Origin of the sequence: Pseudoalteromonas issachenkonii, from assembly GCF_002310795.1 — a bacterium.
GTDB classification, from domain to species: Bacteria; Pseudomonadota; Gammaproteobacteria; order Enterobacterales; family Alteromonadaceae; genus Pseudoalteromonas; species Pseudoalteromonas tetraodonis.
The window spans coordinates 3,327,705-3,353,138 of sequence record NZ_CP011030.1 but is presented as its reverse complement, the minus strand read 5'-3'; the positions used below and the strand labels follow the sequence as shown (position 1 = coordinate 3,353,138).

The 25,434-nt window shown below is 41.5% G+C and carries 21 protein-coding genes; 11 read left to right on the top strand and 10 right to left on the bottom strand.

The window, feature by feature from the left end:
• Positions 1-57: 57 nt before the first annotated feature.
• Positions 58-951: a transcriptional regulator CynR gene (gene cynR / locus PISS_RS15545; protein WP_058155409.1), complete on the bottom strand. Its 894-nt coding sequence runs from the start codon at positions 949-951 to the stop codon at positions 58-60.
• Positions 952-1,056: 105 nt separating this feature from the next.
• Here cynR and PISS_RS15540 point away from each other — a divergent pair, with 105 nt between their 5' ends.
• The 6 genes from PISS_RS15540 (at position 1,057) to PISS_RS15515 (ending at position 7,930) form a co-directional block, all read left to right on the top strand.
• Positions 1,057-1,716 (top strand): carbonic anhydrase, encoded by a 660-nt coding sequence (locus PISS_RS15540; RefSeq protein ID WP_058155407.1) that lies wholly within the window; start codon positions 1,057-1,059, stop codon positions 1,714-1,716.
• 24 nt (positions 1,717-1,740) lie between these two features.
• Positions 1,741-2,211 carry a cyanase gene (gene cynS, locus PISS_RS15535; RefSeq protein ID WP_028834723.1) on the top strand — a complete coding sequence of 157 codons (471 nt, stop codon included), beginning with the start codon at positions 1,741-1,743 and terminating at the stop codon, positions 2,209-2,211.
• A 78-nt stretch (positions 2,212-2,289) separates the two neighbouring features.
• Positions 2,290-3,498: a CynX/NimT family MFS transporter gene (locus PISS_RS15530; protein WP_058155406.1), complete on the top strand. Its 1,209-nt coding sequence runs from the start codon at positions 2,290-2,292 to the stop codon at positions 3,496-3,498.
• A 186-nt stretch (positions 3,499-3,684) separates the two neighbouring features.
• Positions 3,685-5,274, top strand: coding sequence for an alkaline phosphatase (locus PISS_RS15525; RefSeq protein WP_028834721.1), 1,590 nt, complete (start codon positions 3,685-3,687; stop codon positions 5,272-5,274).
• Positions 5,275-5,285: 11 nt separating this feature from the next.
• On the top strand, positions 5,286-7,082 hold the full coding sequence (locus tag PISS_RS15520) for an alkaline phosphatase (protein ID WP_058155545.1): 1,797 nt from the start codon (positions 5,286-5,288) through the stop codon (positions 7,080-7,082).
• 119 nt (positions 7,083-7,201) lie between these two features.
• Complete coding sequence (locus PISS_RS15515; RefSeq protein WP_058155405.1) at positions 7,202-7,930, top strand: hypothetical protein; 729 nt, start codon at positions 7,202-7,204, stop codon at positions 7,928-7,930.
• On the opposite strand, the gene PISS_RS15510 is transcribed toward PISS_RS15515, so the two are convergent.
• The gene (locus PISS_RS15510; RefSeq protein ID WP_058155402.1) at positions 7,905-9,800 is read right to left on the bottom strand and encodes a monovalent cation:proton antiporter-2 (CPA2) family protein; all 1,896 of its coding nucleotides are present in this window, start codon (positions 9,798-9,800) and stop codon (positions 7,905-7,907) included. The two genes, PISS_RS15515 and PISS_RS15510, sit on opposite strands and share 26 nt — an antisense overlap.
• Positions 9,801-10,103: 303 nt before the next feature.
• On the opposite strand from PISS_RS15510, the gene PISS_RS15505 reads away from it, so the two are divergent.
• Positions 10,104-10,628 carry a hypothetical protein gene (locus tag PISS_RS15505; RefSeq protein ID WP_058155400.1) on the top strand — a complete coding sequence of 175 codons (525 nt, stop codon included), beginning with the start codon at positions 10,104-10,106 and terminating at the stop codon, positions 10,626-10,628.
• Between the two features lie 38 nt (positions 10,629-10,666).
• On the opposite strand, the gene PISS_RS15500 is transcribed toward PISS_RS15505, so the two are convergent.
• The 8 genes from PISS_RS15500 to PISS_RS15465 form a co-directional block, all read right to left on the bottom strand.
• A complete protein-coding gene (locus tag PISS_RS15500; RefSeq protein ID WP_016899007.1) occupies positions 10,667-11,557 on the bottom strand; it encodes a DUF4097 family beta strand repeat-containing protein in 891 nt (296 codons plus the stop codon).
• Between the two features lie 207 nt (positions 11,558-11,764).
• Positions 11,765-14,299, bottom strand: a complete 2,535-nt coding sequence (locus PISS_RS15495; RefSeq protein ID WP_058155398.1) for a TonB-dependent receptor plug domain-containing protein — start codon at positions 14,297-14,299, stop codon at positions 11,765-11,767.
• A gap of 275 nt (positions 14,300-14,574) precedes the next feature.
• Positions 14,575-15,420, bottom strand: coding sequence for a DUF4198 domain-containing protein (locus tag PISS_RS15490; RefSeq protein WP_028834718.1), 846 nt, complete (start codon positions 15,418-15,420; stop codon positions 14,575-14,577).
• Between the two features lie 34 nt (positions 15,421-15,454).
• On the bottom strand, positions 15,455-15,964 hold the full coding sequence (locus PISS_RS15485) for a DUF2271 domain-containing protein (RefSeq protein ID WP_016899010.1): 510 nt from the start codon (positions 15,962-15,964) through the stop codon (positions 15,455-15,457).
• The gene (locus tag PISS_RS15480) at positions 15,964-16,596 is read right to left on the bottom strand and encodes a PepSY-associated TM helix domain-containing protein (RefSeq protein WP_013466239.1); all 633 of its coding nucleotides are present in this window, start codon (positions 16,594-16,596) and stop codon (positions 15,964-15,966) included. Before PISS_RS15480 ends, PISS_RS15485 begins: the two co-directional genes overlap by 1 nt.
• Before the next feature lie 82 nt (positions 16,597-16,678).
• Complete coding sequence (locus tag PISS_RS15475; protein ID WP_033103568.1) at positions 16,679-17,074, bottom strand: YbaN family protein; 396 nt, start codon at positions 17,072-17,074, stop codon at positions 16,679-16,681.
• Between the two features lie 142 nt (positions 17,075-17,216).
• Positions 17,217-18,503 carry a porin gene (locus tag PISS_RS15470; RefSeq protein ID WP_058155396.1) on the bottom strand — a complete coding sequence of 429 codons (1,287 nt, stop codon included), beginning with the start codon at positions 18,501-18,503 and terminating at the stop codon, positions 17,217-17,219.
• Between the two features lie 111 nt (positions 18,504-18,614).
• A complete protein-coding gene (locus tag PISS_RS15465) occupies positions 18,615-19,097 on the bottom strand; it encodes a MarR family winged helix-turn-helix transcriptional regulator (protein ID WP_016899014.1) in 483 nt (160 codons plus the stop codon).
• 415 nt (positions 19,098-19,512) lie between these two features.
• Here PISS_RS15465 and PISS_RS15460 point away from each other — a divergent pair, with 415 nt between their 5' ends.
• From PISS_RS15460 to PISS_RS15445, 4 genes are all read left to right on the top strand, one after another.
• Complete coding sequence (locus tag PISS_RS15460) at positions 19,513-20,367, top strand: D-hexose-6-phosphate mutarotase (protein ID WP_036957016.1); 855 nt, start codon at positions 19,513-19,515, stop codon at positions 20,365-20,367.
• A 16-nt stretch (positions 20,368-20,383) separates the two neighbouring features.
• A complete protein-coding gene (locus PISS_RS15455) occupies positions 20,384-20,929 on the top strand; it encodes a PH domain-containing protein (protein WP_058155395.1) in 546 nt (181 codons plus the stop codon).
• Positions 20,919-22,469 carry a PH domain-containing protein gene (locus PISS_RS15450; RefSeq protein ID WP_036957019.1) on the top strand — a complete coding sequence of 517 codons (1,551 nt, stop codon included), beginning with the start codon at positions 20,919-20,921 and terminating at the stop codon, positions 22,467-22,469. The genes PISS_RS15455 and PISS_RS15450 overlap by 11 nt, the downstream gene beginning before the upstream one ends.
• 143 nt (positions 22,470-22,612) lie before the next feature.
• Positions 22,613-25,426: a TolB family protein gene (locus PISS_RS15445; protein WP_016899019.1), complete on the top strand. Its 2,814-nt coding sequence runs from the start codon at positions 22,613-22,615 to the stop codon at positions 25,424-25,426.
• The last annotated feature ends 8 nt before the right edge of the window (positions 25,427-25,434 follow it).

Sequence of the window (25,434 nt, the reverse complement as noted above, 5' to 3'; positions counted from 1 at the left end):
TAGCTGGCTTATGCTCAAGCACGACATTCATAAACTGAGCGGCTTTTAGTTTTATCGTTATATGTTTGAGCTTATTGCCTCAGCGGTGCTGTGAGCCAGCTCTATAAAAGCGGCTGTTGCGGCACTTTGGTAAGCATCTTGTCGCTGTAGTAACACCGCGGTACGTTTTAATAATGAAGGTGCAAGAGTAATGGCAACTAACTCTTCGTGTTTACTCGCTATGTTAGAGGGAAGCAAAGTAGCTAGTTGTGTATGGCGCACTATTTCAATAACGGCACTGAGTGAATTGGCTTCCATAAGTACATTAGGCTGCACCTTGTGTTGGCGACAATGACGTTCAATTTGTTCGCGAGTTGCAAACTCATTACTGAGCAGCACCAGTGATTGTTCATTTAAAGTGCTCAGGTCAATACGGTGTTTGCTAGCTAAAGCATGGTGTTTATTTACTACTAAAGCGAGCGTCTCTTGTAATAAAGTTTGGGCGTGTATGTCTGCACTATGGTTGCCTTCAAAGGCTATACCTACATCAAACTCATCATCTAACAAACGATTTTCCATGCGTTCTTGCGACATTTCTTCCATGCTTAAGGTGATGTTGGGGTAGTGCTGATGAAATGCGTTGACTAATGGCCCAATAAAATAAGTAGTAAACGTCGGCGTAATGGCCACTCGCAATGCCCCCCGGCTGAGGTTTTGTACATCATGAATCGCCCGCTTACCTTCTTCTAAATCCTGCAAGGCTCTGTGTGCATAACGAGCATATACCTCACCTGCATCAGTTAATTTTACGCTGCGCCCTGAGCGGTCAAATAAAGGTGCACCGAGGGTTTCTTCAAGTTGTTTAATTTGTTGCGACAACGCAGGTTGAGATACATATAAGGACGCTGCTGCTTTGGTGAAGTTTTTGTGTTTGGCAACGGCCAAAAAGTAATTGATATGGCGAAGTATCATAGCTAACTATAAGTATTTCTTATCGGTATCATAATATACCAGTCTTTTACCTTATTAAAAAGCGGGCGTAATATTCACCTCATCGACAATATAGAGACACCCGTTATGAAAGATATCATTGAAGGTTTTTTAAAGTTTCAAAGTGATGCATACCCAGAGCGTGCCGATTTATTTAAAAATTTGGCTACTAAGCAAAATCCACGGACTTTGTTTATTTCATGTTCTGACAGTCGTTTAGTGCCTGAGCTCGTAACACAACGTGAACCTGGTGGATTATTTGTTATTCGCAATGCCGGAAACATCGTTCCATCTTATGGGCCTGAGCCTGGCGGGGTTTCTGCATCAGTTGAATATGCAGTTACTGCACTGCAAGTAACCGATGTGGTTATTTGCGGCCATTCTGATTGCGGAGCAATGACGGCAATAGCAACCTGTAAGTGCATGGATCACATGCCTGCTGTTGGCAGTTGGCTGCGCTATGCCGACTCAGCTCGTATTGTTAATGAAGCGCGCAATCACGCAAATGAACGTGATCGCATTGAAGCTATGGTACGCGAAAATGTGATTGCACAACTAGAAAACATTAAAACTCACCCATCGGTGCGTCTTGCGCTTGGCGAAGGTCGCTTGGCATTACATGGCTGGGTTTATGATATCGAATCTGGCGGCATTGAAGCTTTAAATGGCGCAACGAATACGTTTGTTTCCCTTGTCGAACATACCGATGTTCGTGCATATCCAATTCAGCTTCCTGTAGCTGTATAACCAACCATTGTAAGAGGTACTATTATGATCCAATCTCAAGTGAGCAACACGGCGCGCCTAGCATTAACCGATATAATTATTGCTGCAAAAGCAGAAAAAAATCTGTCGTTTGAACAAATTGCAGAGGGCACAGGTTTAAGCGACGTTTACGTGACGGCGGCTTTATTAGGCCAGCACCCATTGCCTGCAGAAGCCGCTGAAAAAGTGGCACAAACGCTGGGCCTTGATGCAAGTGCGGTTGAGTTACTTAAAGCTATTCCACTACGTGGTAGTGTCGAAAACAATATGCCAACCGATCCGACTATTTACCGTTTTTATGAAATGATGCAAGTATACGGTACAACGTTTAAGGCATTAGTTCATGAGCAGTTTGGCGACGGTATTATTAGTGCAATTAATTTTAAAGTAGATATGAAAAAAGTTGAAGATCCTGAAGGTGGCTCACGTGCTGTAATTACGCTTGATGGTAAGTTCTTACCTTACAAGCCTTTCTAAACGTTTTATAATACTTTTTATATAAACAGTCGGCGCTAAGCGCCGGCTTTTTTTGGTTATTAAGGATGGTTTTTATTGATGAGTAATCACAGCACTTCTACTTCTTCTTATGCATCGGCGCTTTCGCTTTTTTGGCCAATGTTAATCATTGCTGTGCTCGCAATGACCTTACGACCCACGCTTACCTCTACCGGCCCATTACTTGAAGAAATTCGTTTAAGCACTGGGCTTGGTTTACAAGGGGCGTCTTTGTTAACCGTACTCCCTATGTTTTGTATGGGTGTGTTTCCATTATTGCTTCCTTGGCTTGGGCGTTATTTAAGTGAAAATGCGTGGATTGCTGGTGGATTGTTTGCAATTGCATTAGCTGGTTTTTGGCGTTTGTGGCTTGGCAGTGGTTGGGCGTTAATAATCAGTGCGCTATTGGGCGGTACAGGCATTGCAATAGTGCAAGCGATGGCTCCAGGAGTGGTTAAACGTTGGTATCCACAGCGAGTTCCTTTAGCTATGGGGGTATATTCTGCCTCACTTATGGCAGGCGGTGGTATAGCTGCGATATTAACGCCGCGAGTGGCGGTGCATTATGGCAGTTGGCAAGCAGGGCTTGGAGTGTGGCTTATCATTCCTGTTATTGCTCTGTTGCTTTGGTGGTTAAGGCCGCAGGAGCCGATGGACGCAAAGCATAATAGTATTAAGCTTAATTTATTTTTTAACCAGCGAGCATGGTTACTTGCTGCCTATTTTGGACTCGCTAATGGCGGCTACGCGTGCATGATTGCTTGGTTACCTAGTTACGCTCAGGATTTAGGATGGAGTGCACAAAATAGTGGGGAGCTTATTGGCGTTATGACTGTTTTTCAGGTAATTGGTGCATTGGGCGCACCGGTACTTTCAGCACACCGCTTAGACAGGCGACCTTGGTTATTTTTTGCTGTTGCGATTCAGCTAATAGGTTTTATAGGATTAATATTGATGCCCGATTCTATGATGAACGTTTGGGTGGGGATGATAGGGTGTGGTTTAGGTGCTTGTTTTTCGCTAACACTCACCGTGGCGCTCGATCACTTGTCTAATCCAAAATTGGCAGGTGTACTCACTGCGTTTGTCCAAGGTGTTGGCTTTATTATTACCGCTATCGTGCCTTATATAGCAGGTGTTTTACTCGATGTTACTGCACGCTATCAAGCATCTTGGTTTATGTTGGTAATAACGCTAATTGCAATGCTGTTTATGACAATCCGCTTTGCTCCTGCAACGTATGCAAAAGCAATAAATATTACTCATTAACTTTTTAATGGGATTTAAGCTTTTTTAAATCCCATATCCTTTCACTTTTTCTGCGCTTTATTGCCACCGTCATTTTTTCTTCATCAAAATTACCTTTATTAGTCATAACTCTTTTTTAGAGTACAGCGGTTGATGTTTTTTGTGTTCACACTTTTAAAAATAACCACTACATAATGGGAATTACGGATGAAAATTAAAAAAGTTGCTGCGGCAATCGCACTAACCTGTGCGTTTAGTGCCGTTAGTCATGCCAATGTTTTACCGCAAAGTCAAAAAGACAGCAGCTGGTACAGCGCTGCCCAAGCAAAACTAACAACAAAAACAACGCAAGCGCAGGCAATTAAAAACACTAAAGCTAAAAATGTTATTTTATTTGTAGGCGATGGCATGGGTATTTCTACCTTAACCGCAGCGCGTATTTTACAAGGTCAACGCAATAATCAGCTTGGCGAAGAAGGCTATTTAAGCTTTGAGCAGTTCCCTTACTCTGCGCAAGTTAAAACCTATAATGTGGATGCACAAACGCCAGACTCTGCAGGCACCATGACGGCCATGATCTCAGGTGTAAAAACCGATGTGGGTGTTATTGGTGTTGATGAAGATATTGAGCGCGGTGAGTGCTCAACGGTGGCTGGTAATGAGTTACTTACAGCCACTGAGCTTGCTGAAATTAAAGGCCTAGCAACAGGAATTATCTCTACTGCCCGCATTACCCATGCAACGCCTGCGGCAACCTATGCTAAATCGGCTGATCGCAACTGGGAAGATATCTCAGACATGCCTGAGGCAGCAGTGAATGCTGGCTGTGAAGATATTGCCTCACAGCTGGTTAATTTTGAAAAAAACCTAGAAGCACGCTTTGTCGGAACCGATGTTGATGGCTTAGATTTTGTGATGGGTGGCGGCCGTCGTCACTTTTTACCAAAAGAGGCCGCGGCTAATTCTACTGACGCTATGAGCGCCGTAGAAGGCGATCGTACCGATGAGCGTAACCTTGTTACTGAGTGGCAAACACAGTATCCAAATGGCACTTATGTGATGGATGAAGCCGGTTTTAATAGCATTGCCGATGACGCCACTAAAGTATTTGGTTTATTTAATGAATCGCACATGCAATACGAAGCTGACCGTGCCAACGATATAGCAGGCGAGCCATCGCTTACCGATATGACCACCAAAGCCATTGATGTACTGGGTAAAAACGAAAAAGGGTTTTTCTTAACAGTTGAGTCGGGGCGCATTGACCATGCTCACCATGCGGGTAACGCATACAATGCACTTAACGACACCATTGAATTTGCAAAAGCAGTACAAGCTGCCGTTGATAACACCAATCCAGAAGAAACCCTTATTTTAGTTACAGCTGACCACAGCCATGTATTTACTATTGCAGGGTACCCTAAACGTGGTAACCCAATTTTAGGTAAAGTGGTTGCTGTAGGGCAAACTACACCAACGCTAGCTGCTGATAACATGCCATACACCACAGTAGGTTATGCAAATGGCCTCGGTTTTAGAAACTTAATCGATGAAACGGATGCGGACGCAAGCTATGAAACAGCTGCGGTTGCAGGACGTGTTGAGCTAAATGGTGTTGATACAACAACGCCAGGTTTTCACCAAGAAACCACGGTACCACTGAGCTCTGAAACACACGCAGGTGAAGATATTTCACTGCATGCAACCGGACCGGGTGCTCACCTAGCTCAAGGTGTTATTGAGCAAAACGTTGTATTTCATTTAATTAATCAAGCTCTTGAACTAACTCAGCAATAATGGCGGCTCACATGAATAAATTAACAGTACTTTCTTTAGCAGTAATGGTCGCATTAACGGGGTGTTCGAGTGATGACGACAAAAACAGCAATAATATTTTAGCGGTCGATCTCCCAATTGCAGTGGGATCTGCGCAATGTATCAATGGCGGCGTAGAAACACAAAGCGGTGTTGATACCAATACAAACGGGCAATTAGAGAGCAACGAAGTAACGCACACTAACTTAGTCTGTAACGACCCAGCCACCTCATTAACGAGTGAGCAGCTGGCGTCTCTTAGCAATAACGTATGGTTTAGTGATGCACAAACTAAGCTCGCCGGCGCGCAAGATGCTGCAAGTAAAGTGGTAACTGAATCGGGTAAAGCTAAAAATGTGATCTTGTTTGTTGGCGATGGAATGGGTATTTCTACTGTGACAGCTGCCCGTATTTTAGCGGGGCAATTACAGGGTGAAATGGGTGAAGATCACCAATTAAGCTTTGAAACCATGCCGTACTCTGGGTTTGTAAAAACCTATAACGTGGATGCACAAACGCCAGATTCTGCCGGTACAATGACGGCAATGGCCTCAGGTGTAAAAACCGATGTGGGTGTAATTGGTATAGACGAAGCGGTTGAACGTGGTAGTTGTGCATCAGGCAAAGGGCATGAGCTTGTTACGTCATTAGAGCTGGCTGAGATTGCCGGTAAGTCTACGGGTATTGTTTCTACTGCGCGTATTACTCATGCAACACCTGCGGCAACCTACGCTAAATCGGCAGACCGTAACTGGGAAGATATTTCAGATATGCCTGCTTCTGAGTCAGCTAATTGTGAAGATATTGCCTCACAGCTGGTTAACTTTGAAAAGAACCTAGAAGCACGTTTTAGTGGTGTTGATGTAGACGGAATTGAAGTGGTTATGGGTGGCGGGCGTCGTCACTTTTTACCAAAAGATGCCGCGTTTAACTCAGCTGATGCTGTTAGTGCTGTAGAGGGCGATCGTACAGATAATCGCGACTTAACCGCCGAGTGGAAAACGCAATATCCAAATGGGGCTTATGTGATGGATCAAGCGGGTTTTGCTGCGATTGATGCAACCACAACTGAGCGTGTATTTGGTTTATTTAATGAATCTCACATGCAATACGAAGCCGACCGTGGCAATGATATTGCAGGCGAGCCTTCATTATCACAAATGACCGAAAAAGCGATTGATGTGCTTGATAACAACGAGCAAGGCTTTTTCTTAACGGTTGAGTCGGGTCGTATTGACCACGCGCATCATGCGGGTAATGCATACAACGCACTGAACGATACTGTAGAGCTGGCTAAAGCAGTAAAAGTAGCGATGGAAAACACCAACCCAGAAGAGACGCTAATTGTAGTGACAGCCGATCACAGTCACGTATTTACCATTGCAGGCTACCCTAAACGCGGTAACCCAATTTTAGGTAAAGTGGTTGGTGTAGGGCAAACAGAGCCCAGCCTTGCTGCCGACGATATGCCTTATACTACAGTTGGTTACACTAATGGTTTAGGCTACAGAGACCTAGGTGCAGAAACCGATGCTGATGCATCTTACTTAGCAGCACCCGTTACAGGGCGTGTTGATTTAAGTAATGTTGATACTACAACGCCAGGTTTTCACCAAGAGGCACTTGTGCCACTATCATCAGAAACTCACGCAGGCGAAGATGTAGGTGTGTATGCAATGGGCCCAGGGGCGCATTTAGTAACAGGTACTAATGAGCAAAGCTTTTTATTCCATGTTATGGACTTTGCCGCTGACTTTGTAAAAGCCGCGGATGAAAAAGTAGCGCAATAAACCTTGCGATATAAAACAACCCGCACACTGTGCGGGTTTTTTATGTCATTAAACTGCCATTATTTTTGGTTATGTTAAAGGCAATTAAGCTAAAAGCGATTAACTAAAGAGATAGCCCAATGAAAAAAGTATTTTTAATAATGAGCGCATTATTTAGCACAAGCAGCTTTGCTGAGCAGTGCGATATAAATCCACAGGTATTAAAAGCCACTTACACTATTATTAATAAGGCTCCACAAACGCTTAAAAATAATAAGGAAAACAGCCAAACTCTCGCCCTTTGGCGAAATGAGCAACAAGTGGCGCACCAAAGCCAAGTTATAACAGAGCTTTGGCAGCATACGAGCAACAATCAAATACGGCCTATTCGTTATTTTAATGCGCAGCAGCGCGGTATTGAATATCAGCCCTCAGAGGTGCAAGGAGTGCAAAACTGGAGTGCAAAAGTACAGCTGGTAGATAATCATCTTATTGAAAAAATGACATTAGTGAGCACTGAAGGTGAAGGCTGCAACGAAATAAAAAATTACAGCTTAGAAGAAAATAACTCTCAGTATAACTTGGCATTTTTTACCCATTCAAAACTGGTAAAAACATTTAGCATTAGTAACCTAGCGAATAAAGCAAGCATGTCACTTAGCTTAGACGCGGTGCAAAATGACACACCAGCGATTAAGGCTCAGTTTGCAAAATGGGATAACTTTCAAACCACCGACTATGCCGACATTGGCGATAACGAAAGCGACCCATTTTTAGCAAAAATGATTAACCTAGGCTTTATAGAGCACGGCGCCACCGGTTTTTATAATCCTCAAGGTGAGGCTATTCAAGGTGGACATCATCATTAGGTCGTTTTTTGTGCTTAGCAGAGTCTTCTGTTAAGCCATTTTCATAATCGTTGGCATCACAGGTATTTAAATTTTGCTGTGCTTGCTTATCTTGCTGTAATACCTGTTTTAAATCTTCCATACGTTGGCGTACTGCAACGCCGTAGCTGGCATCATCTCCCCAAAGCTCAGAAAGTTGTAACACAGATGCACGGTCATGATCCCTAAATAATTTACCAGCACGCTCAGCGTCTTCTTTGCTATTGCCAAGTAGCTGCAGTGATTCTATGGCTAAGTTAATGGCTGAGTCGACGGTTTCGCGGTTAAACGCATCCACTTTTAGATTCAGTAGTTGATACGCATGGCGACGATCGATTGCGCGCGCCACTATTTTTAATTGTGGGTAGTTTTTATGTGCCAGCTTAATAATTTCAATGGTTTTATCTGGGTTATCAATCGCAACAACCAGCATTTGTGCAGTATGCGCGCCTGCGGCTTCAAGCAGTTCTTGGCGAGCAGCATCACCGTAAAATACGGTGTTACCAAAGCGGCGCAGCAGTTCTATTTGGCTTGGGCTGTGATCAAGTACGGTAATTTCGTAGCCTTGTGCATGTAATAAACGTCCCATAATTTGCCCAAAGCGGCCATAGCCCGCAATAATTACATGTTTAGCGGTATTTATTTGTTCTGGTTTATCAAACTCAGGCTTAGTGCTACTACTGCGTTTTTGTATTTGCTCATACAGCATCAGTAATAAAGGAGCTATCAACATAGATACCGCAACCACTAAGGTCACTAGACTGGTTTGTTCTGGGGTTAAAATACTTAATGTGGTGGTCACGCTTAAAAGTACAAAAGCAAATTCACCACCTTGTGCTAGTGCCAATGTAAACAATAGTTTTTGCTTTGAGCTAATTTTAAATGTGACAGCAAGGGCAAACAAAATGCAGGCTTTAATGACAATTAATAAGGCAACTAAAGCAACCACGGTACTAAATTGATTAAATAATAGCTCAAAATTAATTGAAGCCCCTACAGTGATAAAAAATAGTCCTAGCAATAGGCCTTTAAAGGGCTCTATGTCGGCTTCTAATTCGTGTCTAAATTCACTTTCGGCCAATACTACACCGGCTAAAAAAGTACCTAAAGCAGGTGATAGGCCAATACTGTGCATTACAAGCGAAATAGCCACGACTAAAAACAATGCAAAAATAGTGAATATTTCACGCATGTGAGTTTGTGCGATGTATCTAAACAGTGGTGCCGACACATATTTACCGCCAGCAATGATAGCGGCAATAACGCCAACAGAGACGCCTACTTGTTGCCAAACAGGCCAGCCTGCAATGATTGAATCGCTAATTTGTTTTGAGCTACTTGGTGCAGCAAACGCGAGTAAGGGGAGTAGCGCTAAAATAGGAATAATGGCAATATCTTGAAATAATAAAACCGAAAATGCATTTTGCCCAGCTTCTTGCTTTAACCAGCCTTTTTCTTCGAGGCTTTGCAATACAATCGCGGTAGAAGAAAGTGCCAGCATTAAACCAATGGCCAATGCGGTTTGCCAATGCATGGTAAAAAACCAATAACAAAAGGCAAAAATAACCGCCGCAGTTAGCACCACCTGTAAGCCACCAAGCCCTAAAATAGAGTGCCGAAGCTTCCATAGTCGTGAGGGTTGTAGTTCAAGTCCGACTAAAAATAGCATCATCACTACGCCAAATTCGGCAAAATGCATTACATCGGTTTGATCCCCTACGACTCCCAATGCATAGGGACCAATTAGTATGCCAGCAATTAAATAACCCAGTACTGATCCTAAGCCAAGTCGTTTGGCAATAGGAACAGCCACAATGGCGGCGGCTAAATAAATTAAAGCAATTTCTAGCATGGGGTGCTCTCTTGAGGTTAGGAGTTATTTATATTTTGATACTACTATAAATTAAGTTTGAGTTAATTGTGAAAGAAACATTATTAACGCATACTAATCCGCAATACTATTTAATCATTTTGAACGGGTAAACCAGATGTTAGTTGCGTTAAAAACTTCTCTTTTAGAACAACTAAATAACAAAGTTTTACCTTGCTATCGACACGATTGCCTTCCCTCAAAATAGCTCACTTAATTAAGCGAATTGGTATTACTTTATTGTGTACCATTAAATTTAATAATATGTTTTTTATAGGAACTAAAATGAGTATTAAGCTGCTTTTAAAAATTATGCTGACCACTGTGTTTGCTGCGGTATTTACACAAACGGTGCAAGCTCAACAGTACAAGGTTGAGTTTGAACCACAGCGAGCTGAGCTTGAACAGCAAATTACTGGTGATGAATTTCATGACTATTTAGTTAGTGCAAAAGCAGGTGATATCCTGAATGTGACTCTGACTCCTTCAAATTTAAGTAACTACTTTAATATTTTGCCCTTAGACAGTAATGAAGCCGTATTTATTGGCTCAATAGAAGGGCATGAAGCTAAATATCAACTCAGCACAGATGGAGATTATATTGTGCGAGTTTATTTAATGCGTAATGCAGCGAGACGTGGTGAAACAAGTGATTATAAGTTAACCATCATTAAACATGCAGGTGTAGCCGTGCCTGTAAAAACTATGCACCCAAGCTGGGATAGCGATGGCGATGGAATAAATGATTGTGAAAACGATGGCAGTTGTGACCACACCATTGATTATACAAAACCAAAAACGGTCAATTAATTGACCGTTTTATATGATTTAAAAGTAAGATTAGATTATTAGTCTAGCTTTACTGAACCAGAGATATTATCGATACTAACATCGCCAGAGCCTGCTTCTGTAATTGTTAGCCCTTTAGCGTAATTAACGCGAATATCGCCAGAGCCATCTTCAATCGTCACGCTTGAGCCAATATGTTCAATCAACATATCTCCTGAGTTATCGTCTACGGTGACTGCGCCTTTAATATGTTTAATAGTTATGCCGCCCGAGCCATCTTCAACATTTAATACGCCTGTTACGTTAGTCACTTGCATTTCGCCCGAGCCATCTTCAATAGCGACATTACCACTGACATTATCAATATCAATGCTGCCTGAGCCGTCATTTAATACTAAGTCGCCGACCACATTTTTTACGTAAATACTGCCCGAGCCATCATCAATATTTAGGCTTTTAGCACCATTGATAGATAAGCTGCCAGAACCATCTTTTACATCAATATTGCTTTGCATCTCGTTAATAACAATATCGCCTGAGCCGTCGTTAATATCTAAATTTAGGGTGTTAGGTACGGTAACAACTAAATTGATACTTGGTGATTGCCCGCTGTAAAAGCTAATCCCATTATTACTTGTATTTTGTGCAACAAGTTTTGCTTGTGTACCGCTTTTCTCAAGGGTGAGTTCGTATTCATCGTCAATGTCGGCGGTGTAAATGATGGCATCAACGCTAATATTGGTTGCAGTATTAGAGCCCTGAATATCGAGCGAACCGGCACCACTTAATATCGTTAGGTGCTCAAGGTTATTGCTTGGTAGTGAAAGCTGCTGGGTTTGTTTAACTGATGCGACACTGGGCGATATGTGAAATACACAACCGCTGAGTAATAAAATGCCGCTAATTAGTGAAACGGGCTTAGTGAAGTTGAATAGAGTTGATGCGCTCATGTTTAGTCCTTTGATATTGATTATTTTAGTTAATATACAAAGTATAGAGCAAAATTGAGGCCGAAATGTAAGTTGTTGTTTTATATGAGATGGCAGCAGTAGTTAAAAAGTTAAAATGCTAAAATATGGTTAAAAATACTAAATGTTAATAAAAAGGATGCACACTGCATCCTTTTGTAATTACTCTATTGTTAATGGGCGTTTTACTTAAAAATTGTAAGTAATGTTACCGTATAAAAAGCGCCCATCTAAACTGTAGGGTGTGTAAGGCGTGTACGGAAATATTTGGCCAAAGTTAGAGTAGCCAATATTATCTACCGTTGCTTGAGGGTACTGATCGAACAAGTTATTTGCACCCACTGCAAATTTCCACGCTTCGTTAGGACGATAAGCGACTTCTAAATCAGCAATCCATTTAGCATCTAAATATTCATCACCCTCGCTGGTGGTTGAAATATCTGCCACTTCCCCATAGCGAGTTGCACGCAAGGTTGTTTGCCATTGGTTAAAGCTCCAAACAGCCGATAGGTTTAGTTTGTTATCGGGTGTGCCTTGCTCAAAACGGCCTACTTCACGACGGGCAAATACCACGTAGTCATCGCCTAAAGAATTTAGCTCGCTCGGGTTTGCATCTACATGAGTCACTTCGGTATCGTTAATGTTTGCCGCCGCATTTAAGCGCACATCACCCAATGTATTTAAATCAAGTGTGTACGTTGCCACAATATCAACACCTTGCGTGCGCGAATTGATAGCGTTGGTAAAGTAACGAACACTTTCGGTATTTAGTTCGCCAGCATTAGCTAGAATTTGCTGCACAGCATTACCGCTTAAGTTTTCAGAGAGCACAATCCGGTCATCAATATCAATGCGGTACGCATCAACTGTTAAGCTAAAGCCACCTTGAGTGTAAACAAATCCAGCGGTAACATTAACCGAGTCTTCTGCATCGAGCTGTTTTGCACCTAACGCTTGAGCTGCAGGAGCAGAGCTTGGGAATAGACCAACTTCAAAAGGCTGGTTATTTTCGAGAATAGTCGATATTTGACGGTACGAGCTTTGTGCAAGTGACGGCGCACGAAAGCCAGTACTTGCCGCACCACGTAACGATAGGTTGTCGTTAATACTGTAACGCGTGGCTAATTTTGAAGTAAATGTGTTACCAAAATCGCTGTAATCTTCATAGCGACTGGCTAAAACAACATTCCATTTATCAGTAAAGTAAGTATCAAATTCAGCAAATACAGCAACATTATGACGACTTTCATTGGTTGCGCTTTGCGGCCCAAACCCAGGAAGCACTTGCGCACCGCCAGCAGCAATTGGGTTGCCGTTGTTATCAAGCGCAGTAATATAAGAGGCTTCTTCGCCTTGCTCTATTTTATAGCTTTCACGGCGATACTCAGCACCAATAGTGAAAAACACATCATCGGGTAGACCAAAATCAACGCTGGTATTAGCATCAAAATTAACTAAAAATTGATCGTAAACCATGGCGCCGTTATCAAACTCAGTTTGGCTGTTAGTACCTAACGAAGTATTGAGGCTATTTACAACCCCTAAACCAAAGTCATTTCGGCCGTAGTTGGTACTTACATCCCAAGTCCAGTCGCCACTATCGCCTTGTAAACCAAGTGCCAGCGAGTAATCTTTTACGTCGGTAGCAATTTGTGGCAAAAAGCCATTAGGGTATAGCTCTAAAACATTGCGGCTGTCTTTTGCACGACGGTAAAATCCGCCCGAGTTACCTTCACGCTCTGAATAGCTACCAAACGAATAAACATTAAAGCCATTCTCTAAATCGTATCCCATATTGTAAAACAAAGCGTAGTCTTCCAACGCTGCTTTACCAAAACGGTGATTGTAGCGATCAATTGTAAATTCGCGTGGGTCTAGGCTGCTATCATCTAGGCGGTTGTATTGTTCGCGTGGATCAAAACCAGAGCGTTGAGTTGAGTCGTTATCACGGTATTCAATTGATACATTTACAAAACCATTGTCTGTTAATGAAAAACCTGAGTTTGTGCTAATTGTGCGGGTATTACCGTCGTTAACGTGACGATCGTCGCCTAAATTAAATGCAAGGTTGCCGTTATCATCCGCATAAGTGCTATTTAGTTGCGGTACACCGGCCATTTGGCTGTCGTATTGGCCATAAGTTACACTAACACTGCCGCCTTCGGTGGCATCTTTTAAAACAATATTGATTACTCCCGCAATGGCGTCAGAGCCATATTGTGCTGCAGCCCCATCGCGCAGTACTTCAACACGCTTAATTGCAGAGGTTGGGATCATGTTTAAATCAACCGCGGTAGAGCCGCGACCAACCGTACCCCCTAAGTTTAATAACGCACCAGAGTGGCGACGCTTACCGTTAATAAGGACTAAGGTGTGATCGGGTGCAAGGCCTCTTAAAACCGCTGGGCGAGCATGATCGGTGCCATCAGAGAGTGTGGCACTTGGGTAGTTAAAGCTCGGGACTTGGTTAGCGAGCACTTGGCTAATTTCAAGTTGCCCCGTACTTGCCATATCGTCACTGCTAATAATATCTACAGGCACAGTACTTTGCGCAATACTACGCAAACTGCGACGCGTGCCTGTTACTGAAATTACTTCGATATTTTCTTCGACTTGATTAGTTTGCTCAGCCGCATTAGCAGCTGAAAAAGAGGCGCTAAGTGCGGTGGAAATAGCCAAGCTAAGTGCTAATTTTTTATTAGCTGATAAATGCTGAAAAGTCATTAAGCGTGCCTTGAAGATTTTGAAAAGGGCGCATCATATATAAGCGGCTAGTGCATCGCAAAGATCTAAATTGACTAAGTTATTCAACTATTTTCATAAAAATAAGTGATCGGAATAATAGATTGAAACAGGAACAGACAAGGAGGCTAAAATATAGGATTATGCTTATTTAGGCAGCGAAAATGACTAACTTGGTTTAAAGCTTTGCTAAAGGGTTTAAATTATAAAGAAGCTACAGGCCAAGCGATTAATGTGGCCTGTAGGGAATTAAAAAGTTATTCAGGTGCTACTTCAAGGGTGGTAAATAATACATAGCGGCTGGCGTCTACACCTTTTTCGTTTACTGTCACTTTTTGAGAGGTTTCGATTAGGTATAGGCCTGGCTCTTTCCACGTTGTGCTAAACATGCCGTTTTTGTCGGTCGTTACTTTTATTTCGCCACGTTCGTTACGGTAGCGTGTATCGCCTTTTAAAATGCTGACTTCAATGCCTTCGCCAACCGGCTTTCCATCGCTTATTAGCTGAAAGCGCGCTTGCTCGCCAACAAATAAATCGTTTGGATGCGTTGGGCCGCTAAGCTCTAAGCCTTGACCTAATTGTGCTGGTTTAGAGGTACCATTATGACTAACAAAGGTATCAACAGTAGAGATGGTTTTAATTGTAGTGATGTCGCTGGCGTCTTTAGGTAGATTGGCATCTGCTTTTTTGGCGAATACACGGCTTCGCTCACCTGCTGCATTTTTATAGAAGGTCATGTACATAGGTTTTTGCGTCATCGCAATATGATAGGTGCCTTGTTGCTGAAGTTTTACTGCAGCAGAGCTTTTGCGTTGTAGGTAGTAGGCACGAATGGTATCGGTAACTTGCTCGCCATTTGGGGCAAGTGCCATAAGCAGAGTATCGTCGTACTCTGCGCCTTTTGTGCTTGGACGAAATGCTTTATCAGGTGCAAAAATTTCGTTAGAAATACTCGCATCAATCATTACATAATGGGCTTTATCCCCTGATAGCGAAGTATGCGAAGGTAGTAACCAGCGGCCATGTGCACTTGCAGCTGTTGATACCAGCGCTGATAAACTCATTACGCCAATGAGTGCTGTTTTTAATAAATTAACGTTCATTATTTTTCCTTTAAATTTGAATGATAAGTAGGGACTACCTAGCGGATACAGTGACAAAGCTGGTTGAAAATTCGTTTTTGCCATCAATGGTTATTTTTCCTGATTGGGTTAAATCAAGCTCAATACGGCTGTAATCACGCCCGCCTTCTTCACGAACAACTTCAACATTTAACAGGTATTTTCCTGCGATAACTGATTTGCCATTAAGATCGTTTCCGTCCCAATTAATGGTATAAGTGCCTGCGCGTTTGGTTGCGCTACTAACCCCATCGAAGTTTGCATCACTTTTACCTGCTTTACGCCACCATTGGCGTAGGTCTTTAAACCATTCCGCTTTTTGTACCCAAAGCGCTAAAGTTGTGACATGTTTACGCTCTGGTGTTTCGAGCCAAACAGCAACATAAGGTCGATGATAGGGCTGCACATCTAACTCAGGTAAAGTTAATTCGATTTCTAATTGGGGTGATTGCGCTGCCACCGAAGTGTGAAAACACACGGCAATTAACAGCAATACGGTGCTAATTAAAGATTTAAACTTGAACATTAAAATACTCCTTTAATTTGTGGAACCCAGCATAAATAAATAACCAATGGTGTTGCGATTCCTAATACGGTTATCCATATTCCTGCTAAGCGTTTTTTTCTGTTTTGAAATAAAATAATCATGCCGGTGATGGCAAATAGAATCATCAGCACTGCAGATATATCAATAACCCAGCTCCATACTTCTCCTGAATGACGGCCTTTGTGCAAATCGCTGATAACACTTAAAAAACCACCGGTTTGATAATCGAGCAACAATTCGCCACTGATAAAATCAAACTCTGCATAGGCATAGCCTGCTGGTAATGGGTAGTCGAGCATAACCAGTGAATCTTGCTTTTCCCATTCAATGCTTTTCACTTTATTAAGCCCATAGTGTTTGGCTAAGTAAGCTTCTATTTGTGGATAAATAGCAGGCAGGCTATTTAATTGTGTATTTGCTTGAGTAAGCAGATCCTGGGGGATTTGGACCGTAATTTGGCCATTGTTTTTATCGTTTTTTAACCAGTCAACATGGTTTAGCACTATACCGCTTACACAAAATAGAATAAGTAAAAAAAACAAAGCGGTGGAAATATAGATATGTAGAGTACGACTTGTACTATATAAAGTGCGTTTATTAACAAAGGGCATAAAAGGTACAAATTTATTTAATTTATACGGATGATAATGATTTGCATTAGCTGTTACAAATTTATTTACCAAACTTTACACTTTATTTTTTAGGAGGAGCTGAGGGCTTAGAAATTAAGTAAGCCATAACCAGCACTTCAACAACAGCCACTAGGGCAATAATCCAAGCTGGAGGGCTGTTGTATAATAAAAATATAAAGCCTATTAGCATACCTATACCCGCAGCATACTTTGCCTTTACAGGAACCACTTGATGGGCGCGCCAATGTTGTAATGTTGTGCCAAAGCGAGGGTGGTTTAATAGCCAAGACTCAAGCGCCGCGGATGAGCGAGCAAAACAGGCTAAGGCTAAAATTAAAAACGGCGTGGTTGGCATAACCGGTAGGGCAACACCAATAATGCCCAGTAATACACACAGTAGCCCCAGCAATTTAAAGCCGAAATTTTTATAATAAATAAAAACGTTTTTTATGCTCACTTTAGCTCTTTTTTAATTAATTAAACGGTAAAAGGGTAAGCTAATTAAAAGGTAAAATGAAGAGAAAATGGCTTAGTTGCATGTTATCAACTAAGCCATTTAGGGTTAGCAAAGGAAAAGAATTTCCTGATTGCACTACCTATTAAAAGTAATAGCCTAAATTAATATTAAAACGGCGCTCGGTATCGCCATCACCAATAATGGTACCGCCAATAAAGGGTTGATTGCGGGCTTGTACGAAATCAACATAACTAAAGAATCCGCCAGCAGTAATGCTCATACCGGTTACATTCATCCAAGTATTGGCGCTATTATCTGACTTGTTGTAGATGATCCCATAGTCGTTATAAAACTGCAGGTTGGTAACTGGGCCCCATTCTAGTGCGTAGTCATAGGCAATATTAAAGTTGGTCATTGTGGCTTGGCTCGATACACTGTCATAATAGTCAAAAGCACCCACCGCAAAGCGGTTATTACCATCGTCTAAGTCGTAGTCATATTCACCGTGTTGCAATTGAATATTCCAGTTATTAATGTTGCTGTTTAAGTGAACAGCCCAAGCACTGTAATTACCAGCGCGGTCTTCACCGTCGTGAAGTCCGCCACTGAGTAACGATACCCCGATGTCAGTGGTGATATTTTTACTATGCTCAAGCTGATAAGTAGCGCGACCAGCAAAGGTGTTGTATTCACCAAGCTGCTTTGCTGGTTCAGCATAGATGCCTTCGTTTGCAGGACGACTACCAACAATATCATAAGAGTAACGATGATTTTTGTCTGATGCTGAGCCATCAACTCCACCCAGTTCATCATTTTTGAAAAAGCCTAAATCAAGTGTCCAGTTGTCTTTAAGTTTGCGCTTAGCAACCACACCTAAATCAAAATCATCTTCTAGGCCAGCATAGTAGTTAGTGCTAAAAAAGTAGCTGTGGGAATTATAAGGACCGTTACCAAACGGCACGGCTGTTATGCCTGCCTGAGCTTCCCAGCCATCAATAAATTCGTACCCTAAGTAAGCGTACTTTACGACAGTCATATAATCGTAAAAGCGTATTTCACCATTGACTGAAATATCATTAATTTCGCCAGAGACATTTAACCGGAAAATATCAAAATCAAAGTCACCACCGCGATCTTCATTGTCTTCATCGTAAGAGTTTATACCGTAGTTAGCGCGAATAGCACCTCCTACCTTTATTCCAGATGATTGCTTTTCTTGCTGTGCAGTATCTGTAGAAGTAGCTTGCAACTGTTTACTAACTTGTTCTACTTGCTGAGACTTTTTTTCAGCGAGTTTGCTTTCAAGTTTATCTACTTGTTGCTTTAACTGCGTTAATTGGCTTTGGAGAGGTTGAAGATTTGATGCATAAGAATTGCTAGCAACACCACTTAAAATTAATGCGAGTGTTAGTTTTGAGAGTTTAGTCATAATAGCCGTTTTGATTGTGATTAAAAAAATAAAGGCGCAACGATGCGCCTCTTAGTGTGGAAAAAGGAGAAAATGGCAGACTAATTTAGTTTATTGTTTTTATACTGCGTTTTATTCTTTAGAAGTTTGAAACAGTGCGCCTACTTCTAAAAGAGGAGAGGCATCTAGCTTATCTGCATCCATCATTGCGGCAATACGTTGCATTGATGAAAGCAGTAGGCTCTGTTCCCATTCAGCAAGCGCTGAAAATTTTTCGATAAAGTGTTCTTGCAAGGGCTGAGGCGCTTTTTCGAGTAATTCTTTACCTTGTTCAGTAAGGTATAAGCTGACCCGGCGTTTGTCCATTTGACTACGAACGCGTGTTACCAAATTCTTGCTTTCTATTCGGTCAAGAATATTTGTGACCGTTGCCGGACTTAAATTGACGTTTTGCGCAATACGACTGGCGGTAATACCATCAGTTTGAGACACTTCTTGCATAATAAGCAGTTGTGGTCCAGTTAAACCCGCTGTTTTATTAAGTTGTTTTGAATGTAAGTCAATCGCACGGATCACCTTGCGTAAAGAAACTAGTAACTCGTCATATTTTTGCATTTGTTTGTCTCATGAAAGGCGAATCAGTTGCCGTAATCACGAAATGTTACACATCAAATAAATTGAATTCAAATGATATATATCATTTAACGCCGCTATTATTAGTTTTTAATGGTTTTTATTAATTTGAGCAGTAATTAAAATGGTATTTATTATCTTTATTTTATTAAAAGTTAATAACACTCTGTTTGCTAAGGCTGCGCACCTTACGTAAGTTAAAAGCGATACGCAAGCCACAGGTTTAAAACTTTAGTCGTAATTGAGCCGTTGATGTGGCATAACAATATAGTAACTAACTCAATTTAAATAACTATTCTATGTAGCTTATGCTTTAAGCATGCATTATTGTTTGTGTACAGTAACCTGAACTCAGGTTAAGTACTAAAAAATTAGTCTCAGTGTTAAAGGAAATAAAATGCAATTATCACCCTCAGTATGTATTGAGCGTACACATAGCGGTTTGGAATTTATTAGTATTAATAGTCGCCAATGTAAGGCGAAGATATTTTTACAAGGTGGGCAAATAACTGAGTTTACACCCAAAGGTAAATTGCCACTATTGTGGGTGTCTGGGGATGAAACCTTTAGCGAAGGGAAGGGCATTCGTGGCGGTATTCCTATTTGCTGGCCTTGGTTTGGTCAACATGAAAATAAAGACTTTCCAGCACATGGTTTTGCGCGCACGCACGTATGGCAAGCCGATGAAGTGCATGAAACCGAGAACGAGATTACTGTTAGTCTTAAATTACCAATGAAGCAGATAGATTCTACCTTTTGGCCTCATCAATCTTCTTTAAGGGTTGAGTTTATTTTATCTGAGAAGTTAGAGGTGCGTTTAACCACCTGTAATTTAGGTAACACCCCATTTAGTTATACACAGGCGCTGCATACTTACTTTCCAACTGATGATATTAATAATACTCGCGTAACAGGGCTGCAAGGAGCGCAATACATAGAATTTGGCCAAGGGCCTTATCAGCAAAGTGATGTGGTTGGTTTTACCCGTGAAACCGATATGGTTTATACCCAAGCCGCGGCTGTGCAAACCATTGAAACTCCTCAAGGGATGATCAGCGTTAGCAGAGAAAACTCGCGCTCGTGCGTGTTATGGAATCCATGGATTGAAAAATCAAAGCGACTATCAAATTTTGCCGATGATGATTATAAAAGCATGTTATGCCTAGAGGCTGCGAATGTACTTGAAGATGCGGTTACGCTTGAGCCAAAACAAAGTCATACCCTAGTAACAACAATTAAGTGGCTTGGCTAAGCCTACCATAAGCGTAATGGAGCATAGTGTGTTTACTAATCAACAAATAACCGACCTACCGCAACATAAAAGCATAGTGTTTGAGCCGCTTGCGGACAAAGCATTGTTGCATGCACAATTGAATTGGTTGTTATTTTTCATTCCTTTTTGCTTAGTACTAGCGGCTGTTTGCTATTTTAATACAGACTTTGCTGCTATGGCGCAAGGTTACTTATTGGTTGCTGTTCCGCTATTAATTTTACTGTGTATGTTATATAGCGTGTTCAGCATAAAATTACAGGGCAGCGCGTTGCGTACCCACGATATTGCTTTTAAAAAAGGCATTATTTGGCAGCAGGTGACAATTTTACCGTTAGCGCGTGTGCAGCATATTGAAATACACCGTGGGCCCATAGAGCGAAAGCTTGGTTTAGCCAGTTTAAGACTTTATAGCGCCGGCGGTATGAGTGCCGATTTACAAATTAGCGGCCTGACCCACGAAAAATGCAAAAATATTCGTCAGTTTGTACAAAGCTATCGCCACGATGAAACCGCAAGCGAGGTAGCTGCCATTGAGTGTTGATGCTGCGCAAATAACGTCACCTTCACTTAATTGGCAAAAAGTGTCGCCCTGGGCGCTGGCTTATTTTGTGATGCATTTTAGTGTGCGCTTCATAAAAGACGGCTTATTTAATTTACTGCCCGTGTTGGTGGTATTTGTTACCCAAGTAGAAAATAAACTCTTTTGGGGGCAGGTTGGGCTCGCGGTTGCTTTGACCTCATTGCTTGCCTATTGTTTTTTGTATTACCGTAGTTTTCGTTTTTGTATTACTGACGAGCATGAAATTTTACTTAATAAAGGCGTATTTAAAAAAGAGCGACTTACCTTAAAATTTTCTCGAGTGCAAAACGTAAATATAGCGGAGCCATTTTACTTCACCCCCATAGGGTTAGTTAATTGTATTTTTGATGCGGCAGGCAGTGTGGCTCAAGAAGCTGTTTTGCCAGGGGTAACTAAAGATTACGCGCAACAAATGCGTAAACGAGTGTTTGACTATAAAGCGCAGCAGCAACCATCAGCTGAGGTGGCTGATTCAGCGCAATCTCATATTGAAGAGCTGAGCGAAAATAGCTTACTCATCTCAAATAAAGAAATAGCTAAGTTTGGTTTAATGTCGAATATGGCTATTTTGGCACTTGCGGCAATTGCCCCTTTTATGAATGTGGCCATCGACTTTTTAGAGCAGCAATTTATAACAAAAATAGAGAGTTATTATCAACAAGAGCTCGGTTTGATGGCTAATGCAGCTGTGTTTGCAATAATTACTCTGATCATTATTTTGATATTTATAGCGGTACTTTTATCGGTAACTATGTCGCTCATTCGTTTTTATAACTATCAGCTTTACTTTAAAAATAATAAATTCAAACGTATTGCAGGGCTGTTAGAGCGTCATCAACTATCAATTAGTTTAGACAAAGTACAGTCAATCGTTATTAAGCAAAACCTAGTTGCTAGGCTATTAAAACGCTTTACTGTGGAGTGTTTGCAAGCCAGTAGCGGCGGTGCTGCAAGCATGGCGAAAAAGAATAAACAAACCTTAGTGCTGCCTGTGCTCACGCAGGAGCAAGTTGATAATGTGTGTCAGTGGATTTATCCGTGGTTTGACAGTAAAAAGCTGGCATTCAATGCGGTAGAAAGGGCGTTGTTATATAAAAACACGGTGTTTTATGCTTTGCTACCGAGCGTTGCTTCTGGTTTTTTTATTAGCTTTATGCAACTTAATATATTAATTGCATTAGCATTATTCTTGGTATTAGCCGCGTTAGTGTTTTTATCTTATAAACGTTATGGGTATTACCTTCATCAACAAGATGGGCGTTTTTATTTGGTGGTACGCAAAGGTATGATTGGTGTGCATTACCGGGTATTTGAGCTGTACAAAGCACAAAGCGCTCGCAGTGTGAGCACCTTTTTTATGCGTCGTTCTGGCTTAAAAAGCCTGTATATACAACTTGCTGCAGGCGGTGCGTACGTCCCATATTTAAAACAGCAAGATGCTGACTTCATTATAGATTTTACACTTATGCAGGCTGAGTCAGACCCTCGCAGTTGGATGTAACTTCCTTTGTTCAAAACTCAGATTAAATAATAAAGCGGGTGTAAATACACATTTGCACATGCTTTATTACACTTTTTTACTGCCCGTTTTTTCCATTTGATAATACTCTAAACATTATCAAATGTACTATTTAAGGGATTATTGTGAAAAAGTCACTCATTGCATCAGCCTTATTATTGGCTGCACCTAGCTTTGCTGCTAATTGGCAAACCATTCATACCGAGCATTTTAATGTTCACTTTAGTAGTGAGCATACTGATTTTGCTAAATCGACTGCTGTGGAGCTGGAAATTGTTCGCACTAAAGTGCTTGAGCAACAAAATCGGGCGCTTGATAAAATCGTCGATGTGGTGGTGTTTGACCCTCTAAATGCAGCGAATGGCTTTGCCTTACCAACCTCTAATAATCCTGTTATGGCGCTTTTTACTACGCCACCGCAGTCGGATACCGTGATATCAAATTCATCGGGTTGGCAGCAATTGTTGGTGCTGCACGAATACATTCATTTAGTCCATTTAGCGCAGCCAACCCGTAACGACTGGCAGCAAAAGATTCGCGGTGTATGGGATATATACGATTTAACCTATGGTGATACACCGCGCTGGGTAGCCGAAGGGTACGCCACTTTAATTGAATCAAAAATGACAGGTCGAGGGCGCTTATTTGATAACTATGCTGAGGCAATACTTAGAGAGTTTGCTCAGCAGGGAGCGCTTCCCACCTATGGGCAACTAAATAGCGATGAGGGCTTTATGGCGGGCTCTATGGCATATTTAATGGGAAGTCGTTTTTTATATTGGTTAGAGCAAAATTACTCAGAGCAGCTACTCGATAATGTATGGGTTCGTATGCGAGCAGTGAAATCACGAGATTTTGACGACGCATTTTCTGGTGTATTTGGGCAAAGCGCTGCAAGGTTATATCGTCGATTTATTGCAGAGTATACCTATAAAGCGATGCAACAAGAGCAAACCGAATCATCACTTAATAGCAAGCTTTGGTTAGAACTTGATTTATACGCTAGCAATCCAGCTCTTTCAAATGATGGTAGCAAAATTGCGATAGTTGAACGTGATGAAAAGAGTAAAACAAAACTAATAATTTACAGTACAGAAGACAACACCAAAGCACGAGATAAGTTTACTAAGGTGCAAAAGGAGCTCCTAGAGAACGATAAGCAAGATGTTCCTGATACCCCGCCAATCGTGTTTAAGCGCGAACAAAAACAAGTACTAAATCAAATTAATCGCGCAGGTATTGCTAACCCGCAATGGGTAAATAACAACACACTTTATTTTAATGCCTACAGTAGTGAAGGATCGGGAACTTATAACAAAGTGTCTGACATTTTTAGCTACAACACCGACACTGGCAACATAGAGCAACTTACAGAGCTGGCCGGTATTCGCCGTTTTAGTGTTACCCGTGATGGTGAAACACTTTACGGTGAGCAAATAAGAGCTGGGTATTCTGAATTAGTAAAAGTCGATCTTAATACACAAACAATCACGCCATTTTTTACTAAGAGCTTAAAAACAAGTTATGATTACCCGACACTGAACCCCGATGAAACAAAATTAGCTTACTTATCAGCATCATTAAACGAAAATTGGCAGTTGTATATACAAGGCTTAAACGGTGATGCCAGGCGGTCAATCCCAATGCCTAACGGGTATCAGTATTTAAGTCAGCCGAGTTTCAGTCAAGATGGGGAATCTATCTATTTTGTTGCTGGCCTAAATAATAAAACTGATATTTATAATTATCATATAAAAAATAACACCCTCACCCGCTTAACTAACGGGCAAGAAGCGCTCGCATACCCGATTGAGGCTGAAGATGGCTCACTACTTTATTTCTCTATTAATGCCGATGGCCCTGATGTAAAAACGCTTACAACAAAAAACCGCACAGCCGTGACTGATTTCGCTGTAAACAGTGAAGCTCCATTGTTGATGGTAAATAAGCATACTCTGCCACCGGCAAAAATATATACCGATGAGATAGCAGAACAAAGCGATTACGCAGTACTTGATCAGCAAGCGACGTTTGCCTTGGGATCTCAGTATTATTCAGCGTCAACCAGTTTGCTAAGTGTAGGTATAAAAAGTAGCGACCTATTAAAACAACTTGATTTACAAGCGGGTTATAACATTGATTTGCATGACGGTGCATTACATGGCGGCTTTATACAAGCAAAATACAATGCGTTAAATACAAAGTTTAAGCTTGCGCTATTTGATTATAATTTGGATACATCACATCAATATCAACCTAGCTTAAACGCTGATATTGAAGCCCGAGGTGGTTATGCTGCAGTAAGCCACCCATTGAAGTTTGGCCAGTTACATTTAACCCCAGAATTGGCCTATAACTATACAGATTATAAAAATAGCCATAAAAATTGGACACGGTTGAGTATTGCTCAAAGCTGGCAACATGACCGCCAAGCATTTGCTATTGGGCAGAGTATTTATGCCAGCATTTATGATGGGCAGAATCACAGTAGTCATTGGCAAGGTTATGACTTGGCAGCAAAAATATTTGGTAAAGCGTTTGATATACCACTTTTTGTTAACTTTGAGCAAAAGCAAAGAGATGACAGTAGCCTGACATTAGGCGGCTTTAGTTCTAATTTAATTAATCAGCAGCAAAGTAGTGAATTTGTGCTTGCTGCTGAACTGCCTTTTTATAGTGCAACCACTGAGCGCTACCAAGGGTATGGTGGTGGCATTAGCTTTAAAGAGGGAATGCCTTGGCTTTATTACAAGCAACATCAATTAGATAGCAACGTTTATGCACAAAGTTACGGCTTAAAATACCAAGGTGACTTTAGCTTCGGGATGGGGCCTGCGGGCGTTAATGACTTAACCTTTGATATGGGGTTGTCGCGAGTAGAAGGTGACAGCTTTGAAGATGAAATGCGCGCGTGGTTAAGCTTTTACTATTCATTGTAAAAGCCTAT

What these genes read in the sequence shown, in the direction of transcription:
- cynS (WP_028834723.1), top strand. Translation starts at nt 1,741, where the DNA reads ATGATCCAATCTCAAGTGAGCAACACGGCGCGCCTAGCATTAACCGAT.
- PISS_RS15520 (WP_058155545.1), top strand. Translation starts at nt 5,286, where the DNA reads ATGAATAAATTAACAGTACTTTCTTTAGCAGTAATGGTCGCATTAACG.
- PISS_RS15470 (WP_058155396.1), bottom strand. Translation starts at nt 18,503, where the DNA reads ATGACTAAACTCTCAAAACTAACACTCGCATTAATTTTAAGTGGTGTT.
- PISS_RS15525 (WP_028834721.1), top strand. Translation starts at nt 3,685, where the DNA reads ATGAAAATTAAAAAAGTTGCTGCGGCAATCGCACTAACCTGTGCGTTT.
- PISS_RS15490 (WP_028834718.1), bottom strand. Translation starts at nt 15,420, where the DNA reads ATGAACGTTAATTTATTAAAAACAGCACTCATTGGCGTAATGAGTTTA.
- PISS_RS15515 (WP_058155405.1), top strand. Translation starts at nt 7,202, where the DNA reads ATGAAAAAAGTATTTTTAATAATGAGCGCATTATTTAGCACAAGCAGC.
- PISS_RS15505 (WP_058155400.1), top strand. Translation starts at nt 10,104, where the DNA reads ATGAGTATTAAGCTGCTTTTAAAAATTATGCTGACCACTGTGTTTGCT.
- PISS_RS15480 (WP_013466239.1), bottom strand. Translation starts at nt 16,596, where the DNA reads ATGCCCTTTGTTAATAAACGCACTTTATATAGTACAAGTCGTACTCTA.
- cynR (WP_058155409.1), bottom strand. Translation starts at nt 951, where the DNA reads ATGATACTTCGCCATATCAATTACTTTTTGGCCGTTGCCAAACACAAA.
- PISS_RS15455 (WP_058155395.1), top strand. Translation starts at nt 20,384, where the DNA reads ATGGAGCATAGTGTGTTTACTAATCAACAAATAACCGACCTACCGCAA.
- PISS_RS15540 (WP_058155407.1), top strand. Translation starts at nt 1,057, where the DNA reads ATGAAAGATATCATTGAAGGTTTTTTAAAGTTTCAAAGTGATGCATAC.
- PISS_RS15495 (WP_058155398.1), bottom strand. Translation starts at nt 14,299, where the DNA reads ATGACTTTTCAGCATTTATCAGCTAATAAAAAATTAGCACTTAGCTTG.
- PISS_RS15510 (WP_058155402.1), bottom strand. Translation starts at nt 9,800, where the DNA reads ATGCTAGAAATTGCTTTAATTTATTTAGCCGCCGCCATTGTGGCTGTT.
- PISS_RS15530 (WP_058155406.1), top strand. Translation starts at nt 2,290, where the DNA reads ATGAGTAATCACAGCACTTCTACTTCTTCTTATGCATCGGCGCTTTCG.
- PISS_RS15460 (WP_036957016.1), top strand. Translation starts at nt 19,513, where the DNA reads ATGCAATTATCACCCTCAGTATGTATTGAGCGTACACATAGCGGTTTG.
- PISS_RS15500 (WP_016899007.1), bottom strand. Translation starts at nt 11,557, where the DNA reads ATGAGCGCATCAACTCTATTCAACTTCACTAAGCCCGTTTCACTAATT.
- PISS_RS15485 (WP_016899010.1), bottom strand. Translation starts at nt 15,964, where the DNA reads ATGTTCAAGTTTAAATCTTTAATTAGCACCGTATTGCTGTTAATTGCC.
- PISS_RS15465 (WP_016899014.1), bottom strand. Translation starts at nt 19,097, where the DNA reads ATGCAAAAATATGACGAGTTACTAGTTTCTTTACGCAAGGTGATCCGT.